21 protein-coding genes are annotated in these 19,139 nt (G+C 66.2%); 5 read left to right on the top strand and 16 right to left on the bottom strand.

Going from position 1 to position 19,139, the window contains the following annotated elements:
- Position 1: 1 nt before the first annotated feature.
- From nuoL to OLX23_RS05495, 14 genes are read right to left on the bottom strand one after another with little or no spacing between them, the layout of a single operon-like run.
- On the bottom strand, positions 2-2,080 hold the full coding sequence (nuoL, locus tag OLX23_RS05430; RefSeq protein ID WP_264443577.1) for an NADH-quinone oxidoreductase subunit L: 2,079 nt from the start codon (positions 2,078-2,080) through the stop codon (positions 2-4).
- Between the two features lie 4 nt (positions 2,081-2,084).
- Positions 2,085-2,390: an NADH-quinone oxidoreductase subunit NuoK gene (gene nuoK / locus OLX23_RS05435; protein ID WP_264443578.1), complete on the bottom strand. Its 306-nt coding sequence runs from the start codon at positions 2,388-2,390 to the stop codon at positions 2,085-2,087.
- The gene (locus OLX23_RS05440) at positions 2,387-3,004 is read right to left on the bottom strand and encodes an NADH-quinone oxidoreductase subunit J (protein ID WP_264443579.1); all 618 of its coding nucleotides are present in this window, start codon (positions 3,002-3,004) and stop codon (positions 2,387-2,389) included. Before OLX23_RS05440 ends, nuoK begins: the two co-directional genes overlap by 4 nt.
- Positions 3,005-3,025: 21 nt before the next feature.
- Positions 3,026-3,511, bottom strand: coding sequence for an NADH-quinone oxidoreductase subunit NuoI (gene nuoI, locus OLX23_RS05445; RefSeq protein ID WP_264443580.1), 486 nt, complete (start codon positions 3,509-3,511; stop codon positions 3,026-3,028).
- Positions 3,511-4,554: an NADH-quinone oxidoreductase subunit NuoH gene (gene nuoH, locus OLX23_RS05450; protein ID WP_264443581.1), complete on the bottom strand. Its 1,044-nt coding sequence runs from the start codon at positions 4,552-4,554 to the stop codon at positions 3,511-3,513. Before nuoH ends, nuoI begins: the two co-directional genes overlap by 1 nt.
- Positions 4,551-6,551, bottom strand: coding sequence for an NADH-quinone oxidoreductase subunit NuoG (gene nuoG, locus OLX23_RS05455; protein ID WP_264443583.1), 2,001 nt, complete (start codon positions 6,549-6,551; stop codon positions 4,551-4,553). Before nuoG ends, nuoH begins: the two co-directional genes overlap by 4 nt.
- A complete protein-coding gene (gene nuoF / locus OLX23_RS05460) occupies positions 6,551-7,837 on the bottom strand; it encodes an NADH-quinone oxidoreductase subunit NuoF (RefSeq protein WP_264443585.1) in 1,287 nt (428 codons plus the stop codon). The genes nuoG and nuoF overlap by 1 nt, the downstream gene beginning before the upstream one ends.
- Positions 7,838-7,840: 3 nt before the next feature.
- The gene (locus tag OLX23_RS05465) at positions 7,841-8,509 is read right to left on the bottom strand and encodes a complex I 24 kDa subunit family protein (protein ID WP_264443586.1); all 669 of its coding nucleotides are present in this window, start codon (positions 8,507-8,509) and stop codon (positions 7,841-7,843) included.
- The gene (locus OLX23_RS05470; protein ID WP_264443587.1) at positions 8,502-8,705 is read right to left on the bottom strand and encodes a hypothetical protein; all 204 of its coding nucleotides are present in this window, start codon (positions 8,703-8,705) and stop codon (positions 8,502-8,504) included. Before OLX23_RS05470 ends, OLX23_RS05465 begins: the two co-directional genes overlap by 8 nt.
- Positions 8,702-9,052 (bottom strand): nuclear transport factor 2 family protein, encoded by a 351-nt coding sequence (locus OLX23_RS05475; protein ID WP_264443588.1) that lies wholly within the window; start codon positions 9,050-9,052, stop codon positions 8,702-8,704. The genes OLX23_RS05470 and OLX23_RS05475 overlap by 4 nt, the downstream gene beginning before the upstream one ends.
- Positions 9,049-10,260, bottom strand: a complete 1,212-nt coding sequence (locus tag OLX23_RS05480) for an NADH-quinone oxidoreductase subunit D (protein WP_264443590.1) — start codon at positions 10,258-10,260, stop codon at positions 9,049-9,051. The genes OLX23_RS05475 and OLX23_RS05480 overlap by 4 nt, the downstream gene beginning before the upstream one ends.
- 2 nt (positions 10,261-10,262) lie before the next feature.
- On the bottom strand, positions 10,263-11,117 hold the full coding sequence (locus OLX23_RS05485) for an NADH-quinone oxidoreductase subunit C (RefSeq protein ID WP_264443591.1): 855 nt from the start codon (positions 11,115-11,117) through the stop codon (positions 10,263-10,265).
- 10 nt (positions 11,118-11,127) lie between these two features.
- The gene (locus tag OLX23_RS05490) at positions 11,128-11,706 is read right to left on the bottom strand and encodes a NuoB/complex I 20 kDa subunit family protein (protein ID WP_264443592.1); all 579 of its coding nucleotides are present in this window, start codon (positions 11,704-11,706) and stop codon (positions 11,128-11,130) included.
- A complete protein-coding gene (locus tag OLX23_RS05495) occupies positions 11,703-12,077 on the bottom strand; it encodes an NADH-quinone oxidoreductase subunit A (RefSeq protein WP_264443594.1) in 375 nt (124 codons plus the stop codon). The genes OLX23_RS05490 and OLX23_RS05495 overlap by 4 nt, the downstream gene beginning before the upstream one ends.
- Before the next feature lie 226 nt (positions 12,078-12,303).
- Between OLX23_RS05495 and OLX23_RS05500 the strand changes: the two genes are divergently transcribed.
- Positions 12,304-13,497: a thiolase family protein gene (locus OLX23_RS05500; protein ID WP_264443596.1), complete on the top strand. Its 1,194-nt coding sequence runs from the start codon at positions 12,304-12,306 to the stop codon at positions 13,495-13,497.
- 173 nt (positions 13,498-13,670) lie between these two features.
- On the opposite strand, the gene OLX23_RS05505 is transcribed toward OLX23_RS05500, so the two are convergent.
- Positions 13,671-14,147, bottom strand: a complete 477-nt coding sequence (locus OLX23_RS05505) for an SH3 domain-containing protein (RefSeq protein ID WP_264443598.1) — start codon at positions 14,145-14,147, stop codon at positions 13,671-13,673.
- Between the two features lie 135 nt (positions 14,148-14,282).
- Here OLX23_RS05505 and OLX23_RS05510 point away from each other — a divergent pair, with 135 nt between their 5' ends.
- The 4 genes from OLX23_RS05510 to OLX23_RS05525 all read left to right on the top strand — a co-directional run bounded on the left by OLX23_RS05510 (position 14,283) and on the right by OLX23_RS05525 (position 18,683).
- Positions 14,283-15,302, top strand: coding sequence for a 2-hydroxyacid dehydrogenase (locus tag OLX23_RS05510; RefSeq protein WP_264443599.1), 1,020 nt, complete (start codon positions 14,283-14,285; stop codon positions 15,300-15,302).
- A 262-nt stretch (positions 15,303-15,564) separates the two neighbouring features.
- Positions 15,565-16,863 carry an ammonium transporter gene (locus OLX23_RS05515; RefSeq protein ID WP_264443600.1) on the top strand — a complete coding sequence of 433 codons (1,299 nt, stop codon included), beginning with the start codon at positions 15,565-15,567 and terminating at the stop codon, positions 16,861-16,863.
- A gap of 195 nt (positions 16,864-17,058) precedes the next feature.
- Entirely contained in the window at positions 17,059-18,033 is a 975-nt protein-coding gene (locus OLX23_RS05520; RefSeq protein WP_264443601.1) for a hypothetical protein, read from the top strand.
- Entirely contained in the window at positions 18,030-18,683 is a 654-nt protein-coding gene (locus OLX23_RS05525) for a chloramphenicol phosphotransferase CPT family protein (RefSeq protein ID WP_264443603.1), read from the top strand. The genes OLX23_RS05520 and OLX23_RS05525 overlap by 4 nt, the downstream gene beginning before the upstream one ends.
- An 8-nt stretch (positions 18,684-18,691) precedes the next feature.
- Here OLX23_RS05525 and OLX23_RS05530 read toward each other — a convergent pair whose 3' ends face one another.
- The gene (locus OLX23_RS05530) at positions 18,692-19,129 is read right to left on the bottom strand and encodes a hypothetical protein (protein ID WP_264443604.1); all 438 of its coding nucleotides are present in this window, start codon (positions 19,127-19,129) and stop codon (positions 18,692-18,694) included.
- Positions 19,130-19,139 lie beyond the last annotated feature (10 nt).

A 19,139-nucleotide genomic window follows, 5' to 3' on the forward strand; every position in this document is an offset into this window, starting at 1 on the left:
CTTAGCCCACCATTGCCCAGCTAATTGCCCCGACAAGACCCAGCAGCATCACCAGCGCATAGCTGTAGAGATAGCCCGACTGGACCTTCTGCGCGTAGGTCGAACCCTTGGCGACGACCCAGGCCGCGCCATCGGGACCGAGCCGATCGACGATGCCGATGTCCACCTGCTTCCAGAACACCTTGCCGAGCCAGAAGGCCGGGCGGACGAACAGGAAGTTGTAGAGCTCGTCGAAGAACCACTTGTTGTAGACGAACTTGTGAAGCGCACCGAACTGGCTGACGAAGGTCGCCGGGAAGCTCGGGTTCTTCAGATAGGCGTACCAGGCGGTCAGCAGACCGATGGTCATCGCCGTGAACGGCGCCCACTTAACCCAGGTCGGCACTTCGTGCATCGCGTGGATCAGGTGCTCGCTGAACACGAGGCTGCCCTTCCAGAACTCGCCGTCGCCTTCGCTGATGAACGAATGGTGGAAGACCAGGCCGGCGAAGACCGCGCCCAGGCTCAGCACGATGAGCGGGATCAGCATCGGCAGCGGGCTCTCGTGCGGGTGGTAGCCCGCGGTGCCGTCGCCGTGATCCTCATGACCGTGGCCATGCGCGTGGTCGTCGTGACCGTGACCATCGTGCGCGTGCGCATCGTGGGCGTGGTCGTCATGGCCATGGCCGTGCGCATCGTGGACCGCGTGCTGGATATGCTCCGACCCGGCCCAGCGCGGCTTGCCGAAGAAGGTCAGGAAAGCCAGGCGCCACGAATAGAAGCTGGTCATCAGCGCGGCGCAGATGCCCATCCAGAACGCGAAGGTGCCGAGCTCCTTGCCCGAACCGAAGGCCGCCTCGAGGATCGCGTCCTTCGAGTAGAAGCCCGCGAAGCCGATCGTGCCGGCAATGCCGACGCCGGTGATGGCCAGCGTACCCAGAGTCATCGCCCAGAAGGTGATCGGGATGTGCTTACGCAGGCCGCCGTAGAAGCGCATGTCCTGCTCGTGGTGCATCGCGTGGATGACCGAGCCGGCACCGAGGAACAGCAGCGCCTTGAAGAAGGCGTGCGTGAACAGGTGGAACATGGCCGCGCCATAGGCACCCGAACCCGCGGCGAAGAACATGTAGCCGAGCTGCGAACAGGTCGAATAGGCGATCACGCGCTTGATGTCCCACTGCGTCGTGCCGACGGTGGCGGCGAAGAAGCAGGTGGCGGCGCCGACGAAGGTGACGACGCTGAGCGCGGTCGGGCTGGTCTCGAACAGCGGCGACAGGCGACAGACCATGAAGACGCCGGCGGTGACCATGGTCGCCGCGTGGATCAGCGCCGACACCGGGGTCGGGCCTTCCATCGCGTCCGGAAGCCAGGTGTGCAGGCCGAGCTGCGCCGACTTGCCCATCGCGCCGATGAACAGGAGGATGCAGAGCACGGTCATCGTGTCGAAACGGTGGCCCAGAAAGCCGATCGTCGTGCCGGCCATGCCAGGCGCGGCGTCGAGGATCGCCGGGATCGAGACCGTGCCGAACACCAGATAGACGCCGAAGATGCCCATCATGAAGCCGAGGTCGCCGACGCGGTTGACCACGAAGGCCTTGATCGCGGCGGCGCCGGCCGAGGGCTTCTTGAACCAGAAGCCGATCAGTAGGTACGAGGCCAGGCCCACGCCTTCCCAACCGAAGAACATCTGGACGAGGTTGTCGGCCGTCACGAGCATGAGCATCGCGAAGGTGAACAGCGACAGGTAGGAGAAGAACCGCGGCTGATCCGGGTCTTCCTCCATATAGCCCCAGCTATAGAGGTGGACGAGCGCCGAGACGCTGGTGATGACGACGAGCATGACCGCGGTCAGCGTGTCGACGCGCAGCGCCCAGTCGAAGCTCATGGTGCCCGACTGCACCCAGTGCAGCACCGGCACGACCGAGGGTTCGGCGTGGCCGCTCAGGAAACCGAGAAAGATCGGCCAGGACAGCGCGCACGAAACGAACAGCGCGCCGGTCGTGATCGACTTGACGACGGTGTTGCCGAGCATGCGGTTGCCCAGGCCGCCGATGATGGCGGCCAGCATCGGCAGGAATACGATGAAGAGGATCGAATGCACCGGTTTACCCCTTCATCCGGTTGACGTCGTCGACGGCGATCGTGCCGCGGCCGCGGAAGTAGATGACCAGGATCGCGAGGCCGATAGCCGCTTCACCAGCGGCCACGGTCAGCACGAACATGGCGAAGATCTGGCCGGTCAGGTCCTGCAGGAAGGCGCTGAACGCGACGAGGTTGATGTTCACAGCCAGCAGGATCAGCTCGATCGCCATGAGGATGACGATGACGTTCTTGCGGTTGAGGAAGATGCCGAGGACGCCGAGCACGAACAGGATCGAGCTGACGACGACGTAGTGTTCGATGCCGATCACAGCGAGACCCCCTTGCCCACTTCGGGTTTCACATTGACCGTCGCCTCGTCGGGGCGGCGCGCGATCTGGCGGCTGATGTTCTGGCCACGCGTATCGCTACGCTGGCGATGCGTCAGGACGATCGCGCCGATCATGGCGACGAGCAGGATGACGCCCGCGGCCTCGAACAGGAACAGGTAGCGCCCATAGAGCAGCGTGCCGATCGCCTTGATGTTGCTGACGCCGACCGCGGTCGCGGCCGAACCGTCGGGCGTGCCGAGGTGCAGCGCGCCGGCGCGATAGGCACCCACGCCGAGAACGATCTCGCAGAGCAGGACCACCGCGACGAGCATGCCGAGCGGGAAGTTCTTGATGAAGCCCGCGCGCAGCTCGGCGAAATCGATGTCGAGCATCATGACGACGAAGAGGAACAGCACCGCGACCGCGCCGACGTAGACGATGACGAGCAGCATGGCGATGAACTCCGCGCCGACCAGGACCATCAGGCCCGCGGCGTTGAAGAACGCCAGGATCAGCCAGAGCACCGAGTGCACGGGATTGCGCGCCAGGATCGTGATCGCGCCCGAGGCGACGACCAGAGTGGCGAACAGGTAAAAGGCGATTGTGTGGATCATGATCTTAGCCCCGCCGGCGCCCTATCGATACGGCGCATCGGCTTCAAGGTTAGCGGCAATGGCCCGCTCCCACTTGTCCCCGTTCGCCAGCAGCTTGGCCTTGTCGTAGAGCAGTTCTTCGCGCGTTTCGGTCGCGTATTCGAAGTTCGGCCCTTCGACCACGGCATCGACCGGGCAGGCTTCCTGACAGAAGCCGCAGTAGATGCACTTGGTCATGTCGATGTCGTAGCGCGTCGTGCGGCGGCTGCCGTCGGCGCGCGGTTCGGCCTCGATCGTGATCGCCTGTGCCGGGCAGATCGCCTCGCACAGCTTGCAGGCGATGCAGCGTTCCTCGCCGTTCGGATAGCGACGCAGCGCATGCTCACCGCGGAAACGCGGCGACAGCGGGTTCTTCTCGAACGGATAGTTGATCGTCGCCTTGGGCTTGAAGAAATACTTCAAGGTCAGCCAGTGCGCCTTGACGAACTCCCAGAGGGTGAACGCCTTGATGATTTGAGCGACGCTCATCAGCCGTACCTCGTGAACATCAGATAGCCGCTGACCAGGACGACGAAGCCGAGGCTGACGGGCAGGAACACCTTCCAGCCCAGGCGCATCAGCTGGTCGTAGCGATAGCGGGGAACGGTCGCCTTCACCCAGGAGAAGACGAAGAAGAAGAACAGGATCTTGGCGAGCAGCCAGACGAAGCCGGGCACGATGTAGAGGAACGGCAGATCCAGCGGCGGCAGGTAGCCACCGAAGAACAGCACCGCGTTCAAGGTGCACATCAGCAGGACGTTGGCATATTCACCGAGCCAGTAGAGCGCGAAGGCCATCGACGAATATTCGGTCTGATAGCCGGCGACGAGCTCCGATTCCGCCTCGGTCAGGTCGAACGGCGCGCGCGCGGTTTCGGCCATGCCCGAGATCAGGAACATCACCCACATCGGGAACAGCAACGGGTTGAAGGCATAGCCGTTCAGGATCCCGAAGACGTGGCCCTTCTGGTCGGCGACGATCTCGTTGAGGTTGAACGAACCCGCCCAGAGCACGACGCAGATCAGGATGAAGCCGATCGAGACCTCGTAGGAGATCATCTGCGCCGAGGCGCGCATCGCCGAGAAGAACGGATACTTCGAGTTCGACGCCCAACCCGCGATGACGACGCCGTAGACGCCGAGCGAGGAGATCGCGAGGACGTAGAGCAGGCCGACATTGATGTCCGCCAGCACCGCGCCCGAATTGAACGGGATCACCGCCCAGGCCATCAGCGCGACCGTGAAGGTGATGATCGGCGCGATCAGGAACAGGATCTTGTTCGAGGCCGAGGGGACGATGGTTTCTTGGAGGAAGACCTTGAGACCGTCGGCGAAGCTCTGCAGCAGGCCGAAGGGGCCGACCACGTTGGGGCCGCGGCGCAGCGCCATGGCCGCCCAGATCTTGCGGTCGGCATAGATGATCATGGCGACGCCGAGCATCAGCGGCAGCGCGATCAGCAGGATGCCGCAGATGGTCGAGACGAACCACGCCCATTCGTAGTTCATGCCGAGCGATTGGAAGAAAGCGGTCATTCCGCGGCCTCCGCGAAGTCCTCACCGTGGAGCAGTTCTGCCGAGCAGCGCTGCATCACCTCGCTTGCGCGGGCGATCGGATTGGTCAGGTAGAAGTCCTTGATCGGGTAGCCGAACACGCCGTCGGCCGAGCCACCGCCCGCAGGCAGCGAACCGTAGGCGGCCAGGCCTTCCTCGCCCAGCGCCGGAACCTCGGCGACCATCGCCGCGCGCAGTTCGTCGAAGCTGTCGAAGCCGACCGAAACACCCAGGGCATCGGCCAGAGCGCGCAGGATCGTCCAGTCCTCGCGCGCGTCACCGGGGGCGAAGACCGCCTTCTCGGCGAACTGCACGCGGCCTTCGGTGTTGACGTAAGTGCCGGCCTTCTCGGTGTAGGCGGCGGCGGGCAGGACGATGTCCGCCGCATGCGCGCCCTTGTCGCCGTGATGGCCGATGTAGACGACGATCGAGTCCGAGAACTTGGCGAAGTCCATCTCGTCGGCACCGAGCGAGAAGACCAGCTTGGGCTTGGCGGCGACGAGGTCGGCAATGCCGCCCTTCTGCGCGAAGCCCAGCATCAGCCCGCCCATGCGCGCGGCGGCGAGGTGTAGGACGTTGAAGCCGTTCCAGCCATCACGAACCAGGTTGAACTGGCCGACGAGGCCGAGGCCCGCGCCGAGCGCACCCTTGGCCAAAGCCGCACCGCCGAGGATGACCGCGGGACGCTCCGCCTTCGACAGCGCGTCCGAAACGTGCGCCGGCAGGTTGCCGAGCACCGACAGGTCCTCGCTCAGGAATTCGCCGCCGAAGGTGGTGTCCCACTGCTGGCCGACGAGGAAGACCTTGGCGCCCTTCTTGACCGCCTTGCGCAGACGGACGTTCACCAGCGGCGCTTCCCAGCGGACATTGCTGCCCACGATCAGGATCGCATCGGCGGTCTCGATGCCGGCGAAGGTCGAATTGAAGTTCACCGCGGCGAGGCTGGACACGTCGTAGTCCATGCCCGTCTGGCGGCCTTCGAGCAGGCTCGAACCCAGCGCGCCGACCAGCTTCTTGGCGGCGAACTGCGTCTCGCAGTCGAGCAGGTCGCCCGCGACCGCGGCAACGCTGGCGCCCGGCTTGACCTTGGCGATCGCGGCGAAGGCCTCGTCCCAGGTCGCGGCCTGGAGCTTGCCGTCGCGGCGGATCCAGGGGCGGTCGAGCCGGCGCTTGGTCAGGCCGTCGACCTGATAGCGCGCCTTGTCGCTGATCCACTCCTCGTTCACGTCGTCGTTGATCCGCGGCAGCACGCGCAGGACCTCGCGGCCACGGCTGTCGATACGGATGTTGGCGCCGGTCGCGTCGGAGACGTCGATGCCGAGCGTCTTCTTGAGCTCCCAGGGCCGCGCCTCGAAGGCATAGGGCTTGGAAGTCAGCGCGCCGACCGGGCAGAGGTCGATCACGTTGGCCGACATCTCGTGATGCGCGGCCTTCTCCAGATAGGTCGTGATCTGCATGTTCTCGCCGCGATAGAGCGCGCCGATCTCGTCCACGCCGGCGACTTCCTCGGAGAAGCGCACGCAGCGGGTGCAGTGGATGCAGCGCGTCATCGTCGTCTTGATGAGCGGACCCATGTACTTTTCGGTGACCGCACGCTTGTGCTCGTCATAACGCGAGGCGCCGCGGCCATAGGCGACCGACTGGTCCTGCAGGTCGCATTCGCCGCCCTGATCGCAGATCGGGCAGTCGAGCGGGTGGTTGATGAGGAGGAACTCCATCACCCCTTCGCGCGCCTTCTTGACCATCTCGCTGTCGGTGCGGATCGTCTGGCCCTCGGCAGCCGGCAGCGCGCAAGAGGCCTGCGGCTTCGGCGGTCCAGGGGCGACCTCGACCAGGCACATGCGGCAGTTGCCGGCGATCGACAGCCGCTCGTGATAGCAGAAGCGGGGGATTTCCTTGCCGGCCAGCTCGCAGGCCTGCAGGACGGTGGCGCCTGCCGGAACTTCGAGTTCGACGCCGTCGACGGTTACCTTAGGCATTACTCAGCAGCCTCGCGTACGTTGTCGGCGATCCGGCGTTCAAGCTCGGGGCGGAAGTGGCGGATCAGGCCCTGGATCGGCCAGGCGGCAGCGTCGCCCAGCGCGCAGATCGTGTGGCCTTCGACCTGCTTGGTCACCTGCTGCAGCATGTCGATTTCCTCGACCGCGGCGTCACCGGTGCGCAGGCGCTCCATCACGCGCCACATCCAACCCGTGCCTTCGCGGCAGGGCGTGCACTGGCCGCAGGACTCGTGCTTGTAGAAGTAGGACAGGCGGCTGATGGCGCGGACGATGTCGGTCGACTTGTCCATGACGATGACCGCGGCCGTGCCGAGACCCGAACCCGCGGCCTTACAGCCGTCGAAGTCCATCGGCATGTCGGGGCACTGGTCGCCCGGCACCAGCGGCACCGAGGAGCCGCCCGGGATCACCGCCAGCAGGTTGTCCCAACCGCCGCGGATACCGCCGCAGTGGCGCTCGATCAGTTCGCGGAAGGGAATGCTCATCTCTTCCTCGACCACGCAGGGCTTGTTCACATGCCCGCTGATCTGGAAGAGCTTGGTGCCCTTGTTGTTCTCGCGCCCGAAGCTCGAGAACCACGAGGCGCCGCGGCGCATGATCGTCGGAGCCACGGCAATGGACTCGACGTTGTTGACCGTGGTCGGGCAGCCATAGAGGCCCGCGCCGGCCGGGAACGGCGGCTTGAGACGCGGCTGGCCCTTCTTGCCTTCCAGGCTCTCGATCATCGCGGTCTCTTCGCCGCAGATGTAGGCACCGGCGCCGCGGTGGACGAAGACGTCGAAGTCATAGCCCGAACCGCAGGCGTTCTTGCCCAGCAGGCCGGCGGCATAGGCCTCGTCGCGCGCCGCGAACATCGTCTCGGCTTCGCGAATGTATTCGCCGCGGATGTAGATGTAGGCCGCGCGCGCACCCATCGCGAAGCCCGCGACCAGCGCGCCTTCGAGCAGCTTGTGCGGATCGTGGCGGATGATCTCGCGGTCCTTGCACGAGCCCGGCTCGGACTCGTCGGCGTTGATCACCAGGAAGCCGGGACGCGCCGAGTTCGGTTCCTTGGGCATGAAGGACCACTTCATGCCGGTGGGGAAGCCCGCACCGCCGCGGCCGCGCAGGCCCGAAGCCTTGATTTCCTCGATGATGCCGTCGCGGCCCTTGGCGAGGATGGCCTTGGTGTTGTCCCAGTCGCCGCGCTTCTGCGCCGCGTCTAGGTTCCACGGCTGGTAGCCGTAGAGGTTGGTGAAGATGCGATCCTTGTCGGCGAGTGCCATGGCTTACCACTCCCCTCGGTAATCGTGATTTTCGGAGACCATCTGCTTGAGCGTCGACAGCGCGCCGACCGGCTCGACCGTGTGGCGGCCCGGCTCCTGCGTGCCCGCCTTGGGCTCGCGGCCCGCGGCCAGCTCGTCGAGCACGAAGTTCAGGCGCTCGGCCGTCAGGTCTTCGTAGTTGTCGTCGTTGATCTGGACCATCGGCGCCGAAGCGCAGTTGCCCATGCATTCGACCTCGGTCAGCGTCCACAGGCCGTCGGCGCTGTTGTGGCCCTTGCTCATGCCGCGCGCCTTGCAGGCAGTCAGCAGGTCGTCCGAGCCGCGCAGCATGCACGGCGTGGTGCCACAGACCTGAACGTGGAAACGGCCGACGGGCACGAGGTTGTACATCGTGTAGAACGAGGCGACCTCGACCACGCGGATCACCGGCATGTCGAGTTCCTTGGCGATGTATTCCATCACCGGGATCGGCAGCCAGCCCTGGGTCTGCGTCTCGGCACCGATCTGGCGCTGCGCGAGATCGAGCAACGGCATCACCGCCGAGCGCTGGCGCCCTTCGGGATAGCGCGCGATGATATCGGGCACCTTCTTGGCGTTGACCTCGTTCCAGGTCCAGTTGCCCCAGCGCGCGCGCAGTTCGGGGGTATCGGGCTCGAGGTGGCGATCAGCCATGGCGACGGCTCCGCTGCAGCCAGAGGTCCTGGGCGTAGAGGAACAGCTCGAAGCCGCCGATCGCCGCGACCAGCATCGGCAGCGTCTGCGTGGGCTCGCCGCCCGCCAGGAGCACGCCGAAATAGCCGAGCGCAAGCAGGACGCCGGTGACGGCGGCCCAGACGCGCAGGGAATCCAGGAGGGAAATCTGCTTCAACGGACGAACTCCACGCGGGCGCACTTGGCGCCCTCGAAAGTGTAGATGGCGACGACTTCGAACGGCTCGACCAGCGGCGAACCGTCGGTCGACGGGCCGCGGGTGACGTATTCGCGGAACAGGACGTAGTTGCCGATTTCCTGTTTCTCGCGGATTTCCGCTTTGTTTTCAGGCCAGACGGCGAAGGCCTTGGCGAGCCCGGAACGCGTACCTTCCTTGCCCTCGCGCACGACGGCACCGCGATAGTTCGCCTCGCAGGCATCGTCGGTCATGTAGGAGACGTAGGTATCGACGTCCTGCGCGTTGTAGGCGGCGATCATCGCCTCTGCGGTAGCGAGATTGCTCAACGGTCGCACTCCCCGAAGACCACGTCGATCGCGCCGATGATGGCGGTGACGTCGGGCAGCATGTGGCCCTTGCACATGAAATCCATCGCCTGGAGGTGCGAGAAGGCCGTCGGGCGGATCTTGCAGCGGTACGGCTTGTTGGTGCCGTCGGCGACCAGGTAGACGCCGAACTCGCCCTTGGGGCTCTCGGTCGCGACGTAGACCTCGCCCGCCGGGACATGGAAGCCCTCAGTGTAGAGCTTGAAGTGGTGGATCAGCGCTTCCATCGACTGCTTCATCTCGCCACGCTTGGGCGGGACGACCTTGCGGTCGAGCGAAGCGATCGGGCCGTTCGGCATTTCGGCCAGGCACTGCTTCATGATCTTGGCCGACTGACGCACTTCCTCGACGCGGACCATGAACCGGTCGTAGCAGTCACCGCGCGTGCCGACCGGGATTTCGAAGTCCATGCGGTCGTAGACGTCGTAGGGCTGGCTCTTGCGCAGGTCCCAGGGAATGCCCGAACCGCGGATCATCGGGCCCGAGAAGCCCCACTTCAGCGCGTCTTCCTTCGAGACGATGGCGATGTCGACGTTGCGCTGCTTGAAGATGCGGTTGTCGACGACGAGGCTCATCGCGTCCTCGAACAGCCGCGGCAGACGCGTGTCGAGCCAGTCGGCGATGTCGGTCAGCAGCTTCAGCGGCACGTCCTGGTGGACGCCGCCGGGGCGGTACCAGGCCGAGTGCATGCGCGCGCCCGAGGCGCGCTCGAAGAAGTTGAGGCAGTCCTCGCGGATTTCGAACAGCCACAGGTTCGGCGTCATCGCGCCGACGTCCATGACGTGCGAGCCGATGTTGAGCATGTGGTTGCAGATGCGCGTCAGCTCGGCGAACAGCACGCGCAGGTACTGGGCGCGAAGCGGCACCTCGAGGTTCAGCAGCTTCTCGATGGCGAGCACGTAGGAGTGCTCCATCGCCAGCGGCGAACAGTAGTCGAGGCGGTCGAAATACGGCAGCGCCTGGAGATAGGTCTTGTGCTCGATCAGCTTCTCGGTGCCGCGATGCAGCAGGCCGACGTGCGGATCGACACGCTCGATGATCTCGCCGTCGAGCTCGAGCACCAGACGCAGCACGCCGTGCGCGGCCGGGTGCTGCGGCCCGAAGTTGATCGTGTAGTTCGAGATGACCTCGTCGCCGGTGGTCGGCGAGGCTTCCAGCTGGACACTCATGATCAGCTACCCTCGGGCGTCTTCTTGGCGCGCGGCTTGCGTGCGGGCTTGGACTCGGTCGGCGCGGGCGCTTCGGGCGCCTTGCCGCCATCCTTGGCGGCGGGCGCACCGGCGCTCTGCTTGTCGGCCGCGGCTTCGTTGGCCTTGGCATCGCCGCCGGTATCGGCAGGCTTGTCGGTGGTCTTGGGCGTCTCGACCTTGGGCGCGGCAGGCGGCGGCGGAGGAGCCGGCGGCGGCGCGGCCGGTGCCTTCTCGTCACCGGGCAGCAGGTAGTCGGCGCCTTCCCACGGGCTCATGAAGTCGAACGAACGCAGGTCCTGCGCGAGCTGGACCGGTTCGTAGACGACGCGCTTGTCCTCTTCGGAATAGCGCAGCTCGACATAGCCGGTCAGCGGGAAGTCCTTGCGGAACGGATGCCCCTCGAAGCCGTAATCGGTCAGGATGCGGCGCAGGTCGTGGTTGCCGGCGAAGATCACGCCGTAGAGGTCGAAAACCTCGCGCTCGAGCCAGCCCGCGACCGGCCACAGGGTCGTGACCGTCGGCACCGGGGTGTTCTCGGCGGCGGTGACCTTGACCAGCAGGCGGTGGTTACGCGTCACCGACAGCAGCATGTAGACGACTTCGAACCGCTCGGGCCGCGACGGATAGTCGACCCCGGCGATTTCCATCAGCTGCTGGTATTCGTGCTCGTCGCGCAGCTGGCGCATCGCGTCTTCGATACGATCGCGCGCGATGGTGAGCACGATCTCGCCGTACTCTTCCTTGCCGGCGACGAGCTTGTCGCCGAGCGCCTTGGTCAGCGTATCGAGCACGCCTTCGTTCGACGCGATCTTGGGTGCGGAATGCAGTACCGTCATCGTCCCGCCCTCACCGCTCGACCGTGCCGACGCGGCGGATTTTCCGCTGCAGCTGCATCACGCCATAGAGCAGCGCCTCGGCGGTCGGCGGGCAGCCGGGGACATAGATGTCCACAGGCACGATCCGGTCGCAGCCGCGCACGACGCTGTAGCTGTAGTGGTAGTAGCCACCGCCGTTGGCGCAGGAGCCCATCGAGATGACGTACTTGGGGTCCGACATCTGGTCGTAGACCTTGCGCAGCGCCGGGGCCATCTTGTTGCACAGCGTACCGGCGACGATCATCACGTCCGACTGGCGCGGGGACGCGCGCGGCGCGGCGCCGAAGCGCTCCATGTCGTAGCGCGGCATGTTGACGTGGATCATCTCGACCGCGCAGCAGGCGAGGCCGAAGGTCATCCACCACAGCGAGCCCGTACGGGCCCACTGGAACAGCTCCTCGGTGGTGGTGATCAGGAAGCCCTTGTCGGAAACCTCCTGATTGAGGTCCTTGAAGAAGGCCTGGTCGGGCGGCGTGATCGCCTGGCCCGACGAGGCCGAAAGCGGGTTACCGCCAAGGGGATTACCGGCGGTGTCGACGAGCGTGCTCATTCCCAGTCCAGAGCTCCCTTCTTCCATGCATAGGCGAGGCCGATGGCCAGTTCGCCCAGGAAGACCATCATGGTGATCCAGCCGGGCCAGCCGGTCATGTCGAGCGACACGGCCCAGGGGAACAGAAACGCCGCTTCCAGATCGAAGATGATGAACAGGATCGCGACGAGGTAAAAGCGCACGTCGAACTGGCTGCGCGGGTCTTCGAAGGCGGGGAAGCCGCACTCGTACTCGCTCAGCTTTTCGGCGTTCGGGTTATGCGCGCCGGTCAGGCGAGCGACGCCCATCGGCAGGAACACGAAGGCCGAAGACAGCCCCAGCGCGATGATCAGGAAGATCAGGATCGGCAGATATTGGGATAGATCGACCACGTTCTGACTCGGTTAAGGAGTTGAATGATGCGCGCCCTAGTCCCCCGTTCAGCGAGGCGCAAGGGTCGGATGCTTGCTGCGAACGGCTCTCAAGTTGCAATTTGAAACTTAATAGGCATATGCAATGATGACGCTTTCCGCCGAAGCGACGGATTGCCATTACCGCAGTGCAACATTATGCGACCGGGCAGAATTGTCCAACGCCATTCGAAAGGCAGATAGCGCCATGGCCCAGATTTCCGCGAACGATCCGATCGTCGTCCTGTCTTACGCCCGCACCCCGATGGGTGGCCTGTCGGGTGCCTTCGCCGACGTTTCGGCAACCGATCTCGGCGCCACCGCGGTCAAGGCCGCGGTCGAGCGCGCCGGTGTCGACGGTGCCGACGTCGAGCGTATCTACATGGGTTGCGTGCTGCCCGCCGGCCTCGGCCAGTCGCCGGCCCGCCAGGTCGCGCTCAAGGCCGGCCTGCCGCTCTCGGTCGAGGCGAGCACGGTCAACAAGGTCTGCGGCTCGGGCATGCAGACGGTGATCATGGGCGCGGAAGCCCTCGCCTCGGGCACGATCGACATGGTCGTCGCCGGCGGCATGGAATCGATGACCAACGCGCCCTATCTGCTCAAGAAGCACCGCGGCGGCGCGCGCGCCGGTCACGACACCGCCTATGACCACATGTTCCTCGACGGCCTCGAAGACGCCTACGAAGGCGGCTCGATGGGCTCCTATGCCCAGGCCGTCGCCGACGAGTACCAGCTGACCCGCGAGGCGCAGGACGCCTATTCGATCGAGTCGCTGCGCCGTGCCCAGGAAGCCATCTCGACCGGCGCCTTCGCCAGCGAGATCGTCCCCGTCACGGTCAAGACCCGCGGCGGCGACGTCGTGGTCGACACCGACGAGCAGCCCGGCAAGGGCAAGCCCGAGAAGATCCCGACCCTCAAGCCCGCCTTCGCCAAGGACGGCACGATCACCGCCGCCACTTCGAGCTCGATCTCGGACGGCGCCGCCGCGATGATCCTGACGCGCGAGAGCGTCGCCAAGGAAAAGGGCCTGACGCCGGTGGCCAAGGTCGTCGCCGTCGCCGCCCACGCGCACGAGCCGCAGCGCTTCCCGACCACGCCGATCAAGGCGATCCCCAAGGTTCTGGAGCAGGCCGGCTGGCAGCTTTCGGATGTCGACCTGTTCGAGATCAACGAGGCCTTCGCCTGCGTCGCCATGTTCGCGATGCACGACCTCGGCATCCCGCACGACAAGATCAACGTCCACGGCGGCGCCACCGCGCTGGGTCACCCGATCGGTGCTTCGGGCACGCGCATCATCACCACCCTGATCGGTGCGCTCAAGCACAAGGGCCTGAAGCGCGGCGTCGCCTCGCTCTGCATCGGCGGCGGCGAAGCCACGGCCGTGGCGGTCGAGCTGGTCTGATCTGCTGCTAGCTCCTCCCCATTTTTCCGCAGGACAAATGGGGAGGTGGCAGGCCCGCAGGGCCTGACGGAGGGGTAGCCGGCACCGCCCTTACCCCTCCACCACCAGCCTTTTCAGACTGGCGGTCCCCTCCCCATTTGCGCTTCGCGAAAATAGGGAGGATTTTCAGAAAACTACGGCTCGCCCACACCCCAGAGGCGCGCCTGCGGCACGAAACCCGCATGGCCGGTATCGACCTCGAGCCGGCACCACCCTTCCTCGCAATCGCCGAGCCGCCCGCTCACGCCGGGCTCGACCTGCCAGAGCAGCTTGGCATCGCTCGCGCCCTTGTCGCGCATGTCGGCGAGCCCCTTGCCCGTGACGATCGCGCCGCGATCGCGCTTGAGGAAGCGCGCCAGCATCCAGCCGCGCGCGCCGTCGGGATCCTGGACCAGCCGCCAGCCCTCCATGCGCCGCAACACCTTCATCGGCAGGCCCGGGCGATGATAAACCCAGGCAATGCGATAGGTCTCGGCCGGACCGACGCGCAGGTTCACCTCGCTGGCGCGCAGCGAGGCCCAATAGGGCACCGCCTCGTCGTCCGCGGCCAGCGCCGGAGTCGCGACGGATAGGAGTGCCAGGGCAGCGAAGGACCGTAGGAAGGATGACATGACGAACCCCTTAGACGCGGCCCCATAGATTTACGAGCGGCAACGCTTCAAGCACACTTCTGATCCTGGCCTGCCCCCGGAAAACCGCCACCGCGCTTGACCTCGTCGGCCAGTCCGGCACATTGCGCGGACACCATGACCGTTGTCACCGAAACCCCGCTCGCCCAACGCGTAACCGGCAAGCCGCGCGTGATCGTCACGCGCCGACTCCTGCCCGAAACCGAGGCGCGGATGGACGAACTGTTCGACGTCACCCACAATCCCGACGACGTACCGATGGACCGCGACGCGCTGATCGCCGCGATGCGCGAATGCGACGTGCTGGTGCCCACGGTCACCGACCGCATCGATGGCGAAATGATCGCCGCGGCGGGCGACCGGCTCGGCCTCTTCGCCAATTTCGGCGCGGGCGTCGATCACATCGACCTCGCCGCCGCGTGGGCACGCAAGATCGTCGTGACCAACACGCCTTCGGTCTTCACCGACGATACCGCCGACATGGCCATGGCGCTGATCATCAGCGTGCCGCGCCGCCTGCCCGAGGGATCGCGGATGCTGCTCGACGGCAACTGGACCGGCTGGGGGCCATCGAATTTCCTCGGCACGAGCCTGGGCGGCAAGCGGCTGGCGATCGTCGGCATGGGCCGGATCGGCCAGGCCGTGGCGCACCGCGCGCGGGGCTTCGGGCTCGAAGTGGTCTATCACAATCGTCACCGCCTGCCCCCGGCGATCGAGAACATGCTCGGCGCACGGTACGAGCCCGATCTCGACCAGTTGATCGCCGATGCCGATATCCTGACCCTGCACTGCCCGGCCAGCACCGGCACGCACCACCTGCTCGACGCCCGGCGCATCGCCCTGCTCAAGCCCAGCGCCTGCGTGATCAACACCGCGCGTGGCGACATCATCGACGAAGAAGCGCTGATCGCGGCGCTGCAGAACGGCCGCATCGCCGGCGCGGGGCTCGACGTCTATGCGCGCGAACCCTCGGTCGATCCGCGGCTGCTGGCCCTGCCCAACGTCGTGCTGATGCCGCACCTCGGCAGCGCCACGGTCGAAGGCCGCGGCGCCGCGGGCCTGCGCCTGATCGCCAACATCCGCTTCTGGATTGACGGCCACCGCCCGCCCGATCAGGTGCTCGAAGGCTGGGCTTAGAGCCAACTCCTCCCCTTCCGGGGGAGGTGGCAGCCCGCAGGACTGACGGAGGGGGCGCGGCCGAACGCGCACCTCTCGTACGACCTCGCCCCCTCCACCACCCGCTGCGCGGGCAGTCCCCCTCCCCCGTTGGGGGAGGATCGGATTGTTGAAAGGCCCCTGGCCTTGCCTTGTTTGTTAACGCGATAATGTTCTAGACGCCCCCTCGGAGGAACACGGCCCCGCTGGAGAGCAGGGTCTGTGAAGCAGGGGATTGCTTGAAATGCGGAAGAGCTGCGCGCTGTCGGTCGCTGCCCTGGCGGCTACCATGCCCACACTGGCGTTGGCCCAGGATGCGGCCACGCCCGATAGCGGCGACACCGCCTGGATCCTGACCTCTTCGGCGCTGGTCCTGCTGATGACCCTGCCCGGCCTCGGCCTGTTCTACGGCGGCCTGGTGCGCGCCAAGAACTTCCTCGCGGTGCTGATCCAGTGCGGCGCGATCGCCGCGATCGCATCGCTGCTGTGGATCGTCGTCGGCTATACCCTGGCCTTCGGCGACGTAACCAACGGCTGGCTCGGCTCTGGCAATGCCTGGATGCTGATCAATCTCGGCGACGTCCGCGCGAACACGACGATCCCCGAGAGCACCTTCGCGATGTTCCAGATGTGCTTTGCGGCGATCACCCCGGCGCTGATGGCCGGCGCCTGGGTCGACCGCGCGCGCTTCGGCTGGGTCGTCGGCTTCTGCGCGCTGTGGAGCTTGGTGGTCTACGCGCCCGCCGCGCACTGGATCTGGGGCGGCGGCTGGCTCGCGACCGGCCTCGGCACGCTCGACTTCGCCGGCGGCATCGTCGTCCACACCACGGCGGGCGTCTCGGCGCTGATCGCCGCACTGCTGCTCGGCCGGCGCCAGGGCTTCCCCAAGACCTTGATGCTGCCGCATAGCCCCGCCCTGACCATGGCCGGCGCCGGCCTGCTCTGGGTCGGCTGGTTCGGCTTCAACGGCGGCTCGGCCCTGACCGCCGGCGACGGCGCCGCCAGCGCGATCCTCGCCACCCATGCCGCGGCCTGCACCGCCGCTCTCGCCTGGCTCGCGATCGAACGCGTCAGCGTCGGCAAGCCGACCACGGTCGGCTTTGCCACGGGCGCGATCGCCGGCCTGGCCACGGTCACCCCGGCCGCCGGCTACATCTCCCCCGGCGCGGCGATCGTCTTCGGCATCGCCGCAAGCTGCGTCTGCTATCCGATGATCCAGGTCATCAAGCACAAGCTCAAGATCGACGACTCGCTCGACGTCTTCGCCGTTCACGGCGTTGGCGGCATCATCGGCTCGATCCTGCTCGCGATCTTCATCTCGCAGGACTTCGGCGGTGTCGGCTATGCCGAGGGCATGTCGATGGGCAGCCAGCTCGTCGCGCAGCTCGCCGGTGTCGGCGTGGTGGCGCTGTGGTCGGCGATCGTCTCGGCGATCCTCGCGGTCATGGTCTCGATCGTCCTGCCGATGCGCGTGACCGACGAAGAGGAATACGAAGGCCTCGACATCACCAGCCACGGTGAGCGCGCCTACGAATTCGACTGAGGACACATCAGCCCAGCGTTCCAGACTCCCGCACTTGCCACCGCGCGCACCGTCATGCGACGCGGTGGCTGACGTTTCCGCTTGAGCGGGATCGGCACCGGCCCACGCCCCCACCCGACCTCCCTAGGGTACTATCGTTGGGAGGTCGGGTGGGGGCGTGGGCCGGTGCCGCCTTACAAGCACGGAGAGGAACCGATGGCGCTGACCAGCGAAGTGGCCGACCACTTCAACCTCAAGAAGGACGACGATCTCTACTGGAGCGAAAGCTCGTGGTTCTCGTGGGCGATCCCAGAGCGCAAGATCAACGGCTTCTTCTACAATCACTTCCGCCCCAACATGAACTGCATGCTCGCCGGCCCGGCGATGTGGGACGCGAGCACGCCGCACGCCTGGGACTTCCCCTTCTTCGACTGGCAGGCGATGCGGCCACTCCCCCAGGGGCGGTTCGGGATCGATTACGACAAGTACGATTTCATGACCGACTTCTCGTTCGGCATCAAAATGCTCGAACCGCTGAAGCGCTATCGGCTGATGTACGATGCCAACGGCTTCACGCTCGACCTCGTGTTCGAGGCCGTCGCCGAACCGCACGAGATCGGCCGCCGCGAGGATCATGGCTTCGACGGCGCCTACAAGCTCCACTTCGAGCAGCCGGGGCGGATCACGGGCAAGGTCGTGCTCGAGGGCGAGACCTATGCGGTCGACACCTTCTCGATCCGCGACGGCTCGCACGGCCGCCGCAACCTCGAGAAGTGCACGCCCGGCGGCTACCTGTGGTCGACCGCCGACGCGAAGACCGGCTTCCACATGATGGCGGTCGACGCGAACCAAAGTCGCGATACCCTGTCGGTCGGCGGTTATCTGATGCGCGACGGCGTGGTCTCGTCGCTCGCAGAAGGCACGCGCCGCGTGCTCGAACGTGACGGGCCGCGGGTGACCGCGGTCGAAGTCGTGGCCAGGGACCAGCTCGGCCGCGAGCTTCATGCCTTGGGCCGCTCGGTCTGCCACGCCGAAGTGATCCTGTTCCCCGACCGCGGCATGTGGTGGCAGCAATATGCCTGGGACTACGACGGCCATACCGGCGCGATCGGCGAGGACCAGGAATACTACGGCCTCCAGGACTACCGCCAGTGGCACCGCGCCGGACCCGAGGCCTGGGCGAAACGGTGACCAGGCTCGTCATCGTCACAGGCACGACCGGCAGCGGCAAGACGACGACCTGCAAGGCCTTCGTCGAACAGGCCGAAGATCTCTGGCTCCACTTCGGCGTCGACACGATGCTCGGCACCCTGGTGCCGCGCAAGTTCGTCGACGGCGGCACGCGCAGCGGCGAGAGCCTGCACATGGCGCCCGACGATCCGGCCGATCCCGCAGGCCCCGCGCACATGGACTTCGGCCGCCAGGGGGGCCGGCTGATCGACACCTATCACCGCATGGTGCGCGCCGCGGTCGAAAACGGCGAACGCGTGATCCTCGATCACGTCGCCACCACCGTTCCGCCGATCCTGCCCAACCTGGTCGCGCATTTCCGCGACCTGCCGAGCCTGTTCGTCGCGCTCAAACCGCCGCAGGACATTCTCGGCAACCGCATCGCCGGCCGCATCGCCGAGGTCGAGAAGGTGCTCGGCCCGGAACAGGCCGCGCGCAACAACGAGGGCACCCGCCGCGCCTCGGCCTTCGTCGCGCGCGAGATCTTTCGCCACGACTGCTTCGACATGGTGCTCGACACCGGCGCCCTGTCGCCCACCGAAGTGGCGCGGGCGATCCTCGATCGGGTCGAGAACGGTCCGCCGGGCGATGCCCTGACGCGGCTCGCCTGACTTCGGGATCAGGCCGCGAGCCAGCCCTTCTTCGTCGCCAGGTTCGCGAACCAGATCGAGAAGACGCCGACCGCGGCGATGAACAGCGGGAACGGCAGCACCTGTCCGGCGCCCTTGTGCGCGATCAGGTCGGTCGCAGCGAAGGCATAGCCGAACATCACGATCACCGCGACGAGCGAGATCCAGAACAGCGTCGCCGCCAGCCGCTTGCGCAGCAGAAGGGCCAGGCCGCCGAACAGCCCGCCGAAGGTGGCAACGGCGTAGACCCAGTTGTACCAGGCGGGCAGCGCCGCGTAGTAGGCACGCGACCACTCGTCGACCGGCCCCATGGCTTCGGCGCCGAGCCGGATCTGCGTGACGCAGGCAAAGCAGCCCATCGTTTCCCACAGCACCAGCACGATCGCCACGATCCAGAACCAGACCGGCGGTTTGTTGGTATTTGTCATTGCGCCCTCC

This window comes from Novosphingobium sp. JCM 18896, assembly GCF_025938095.1.
GTDB lineage: Bacteria > Pseudomonadota > Alphaproteobacteria > Sphingomonadales > Sphingomonadaceae > Novosphingobium.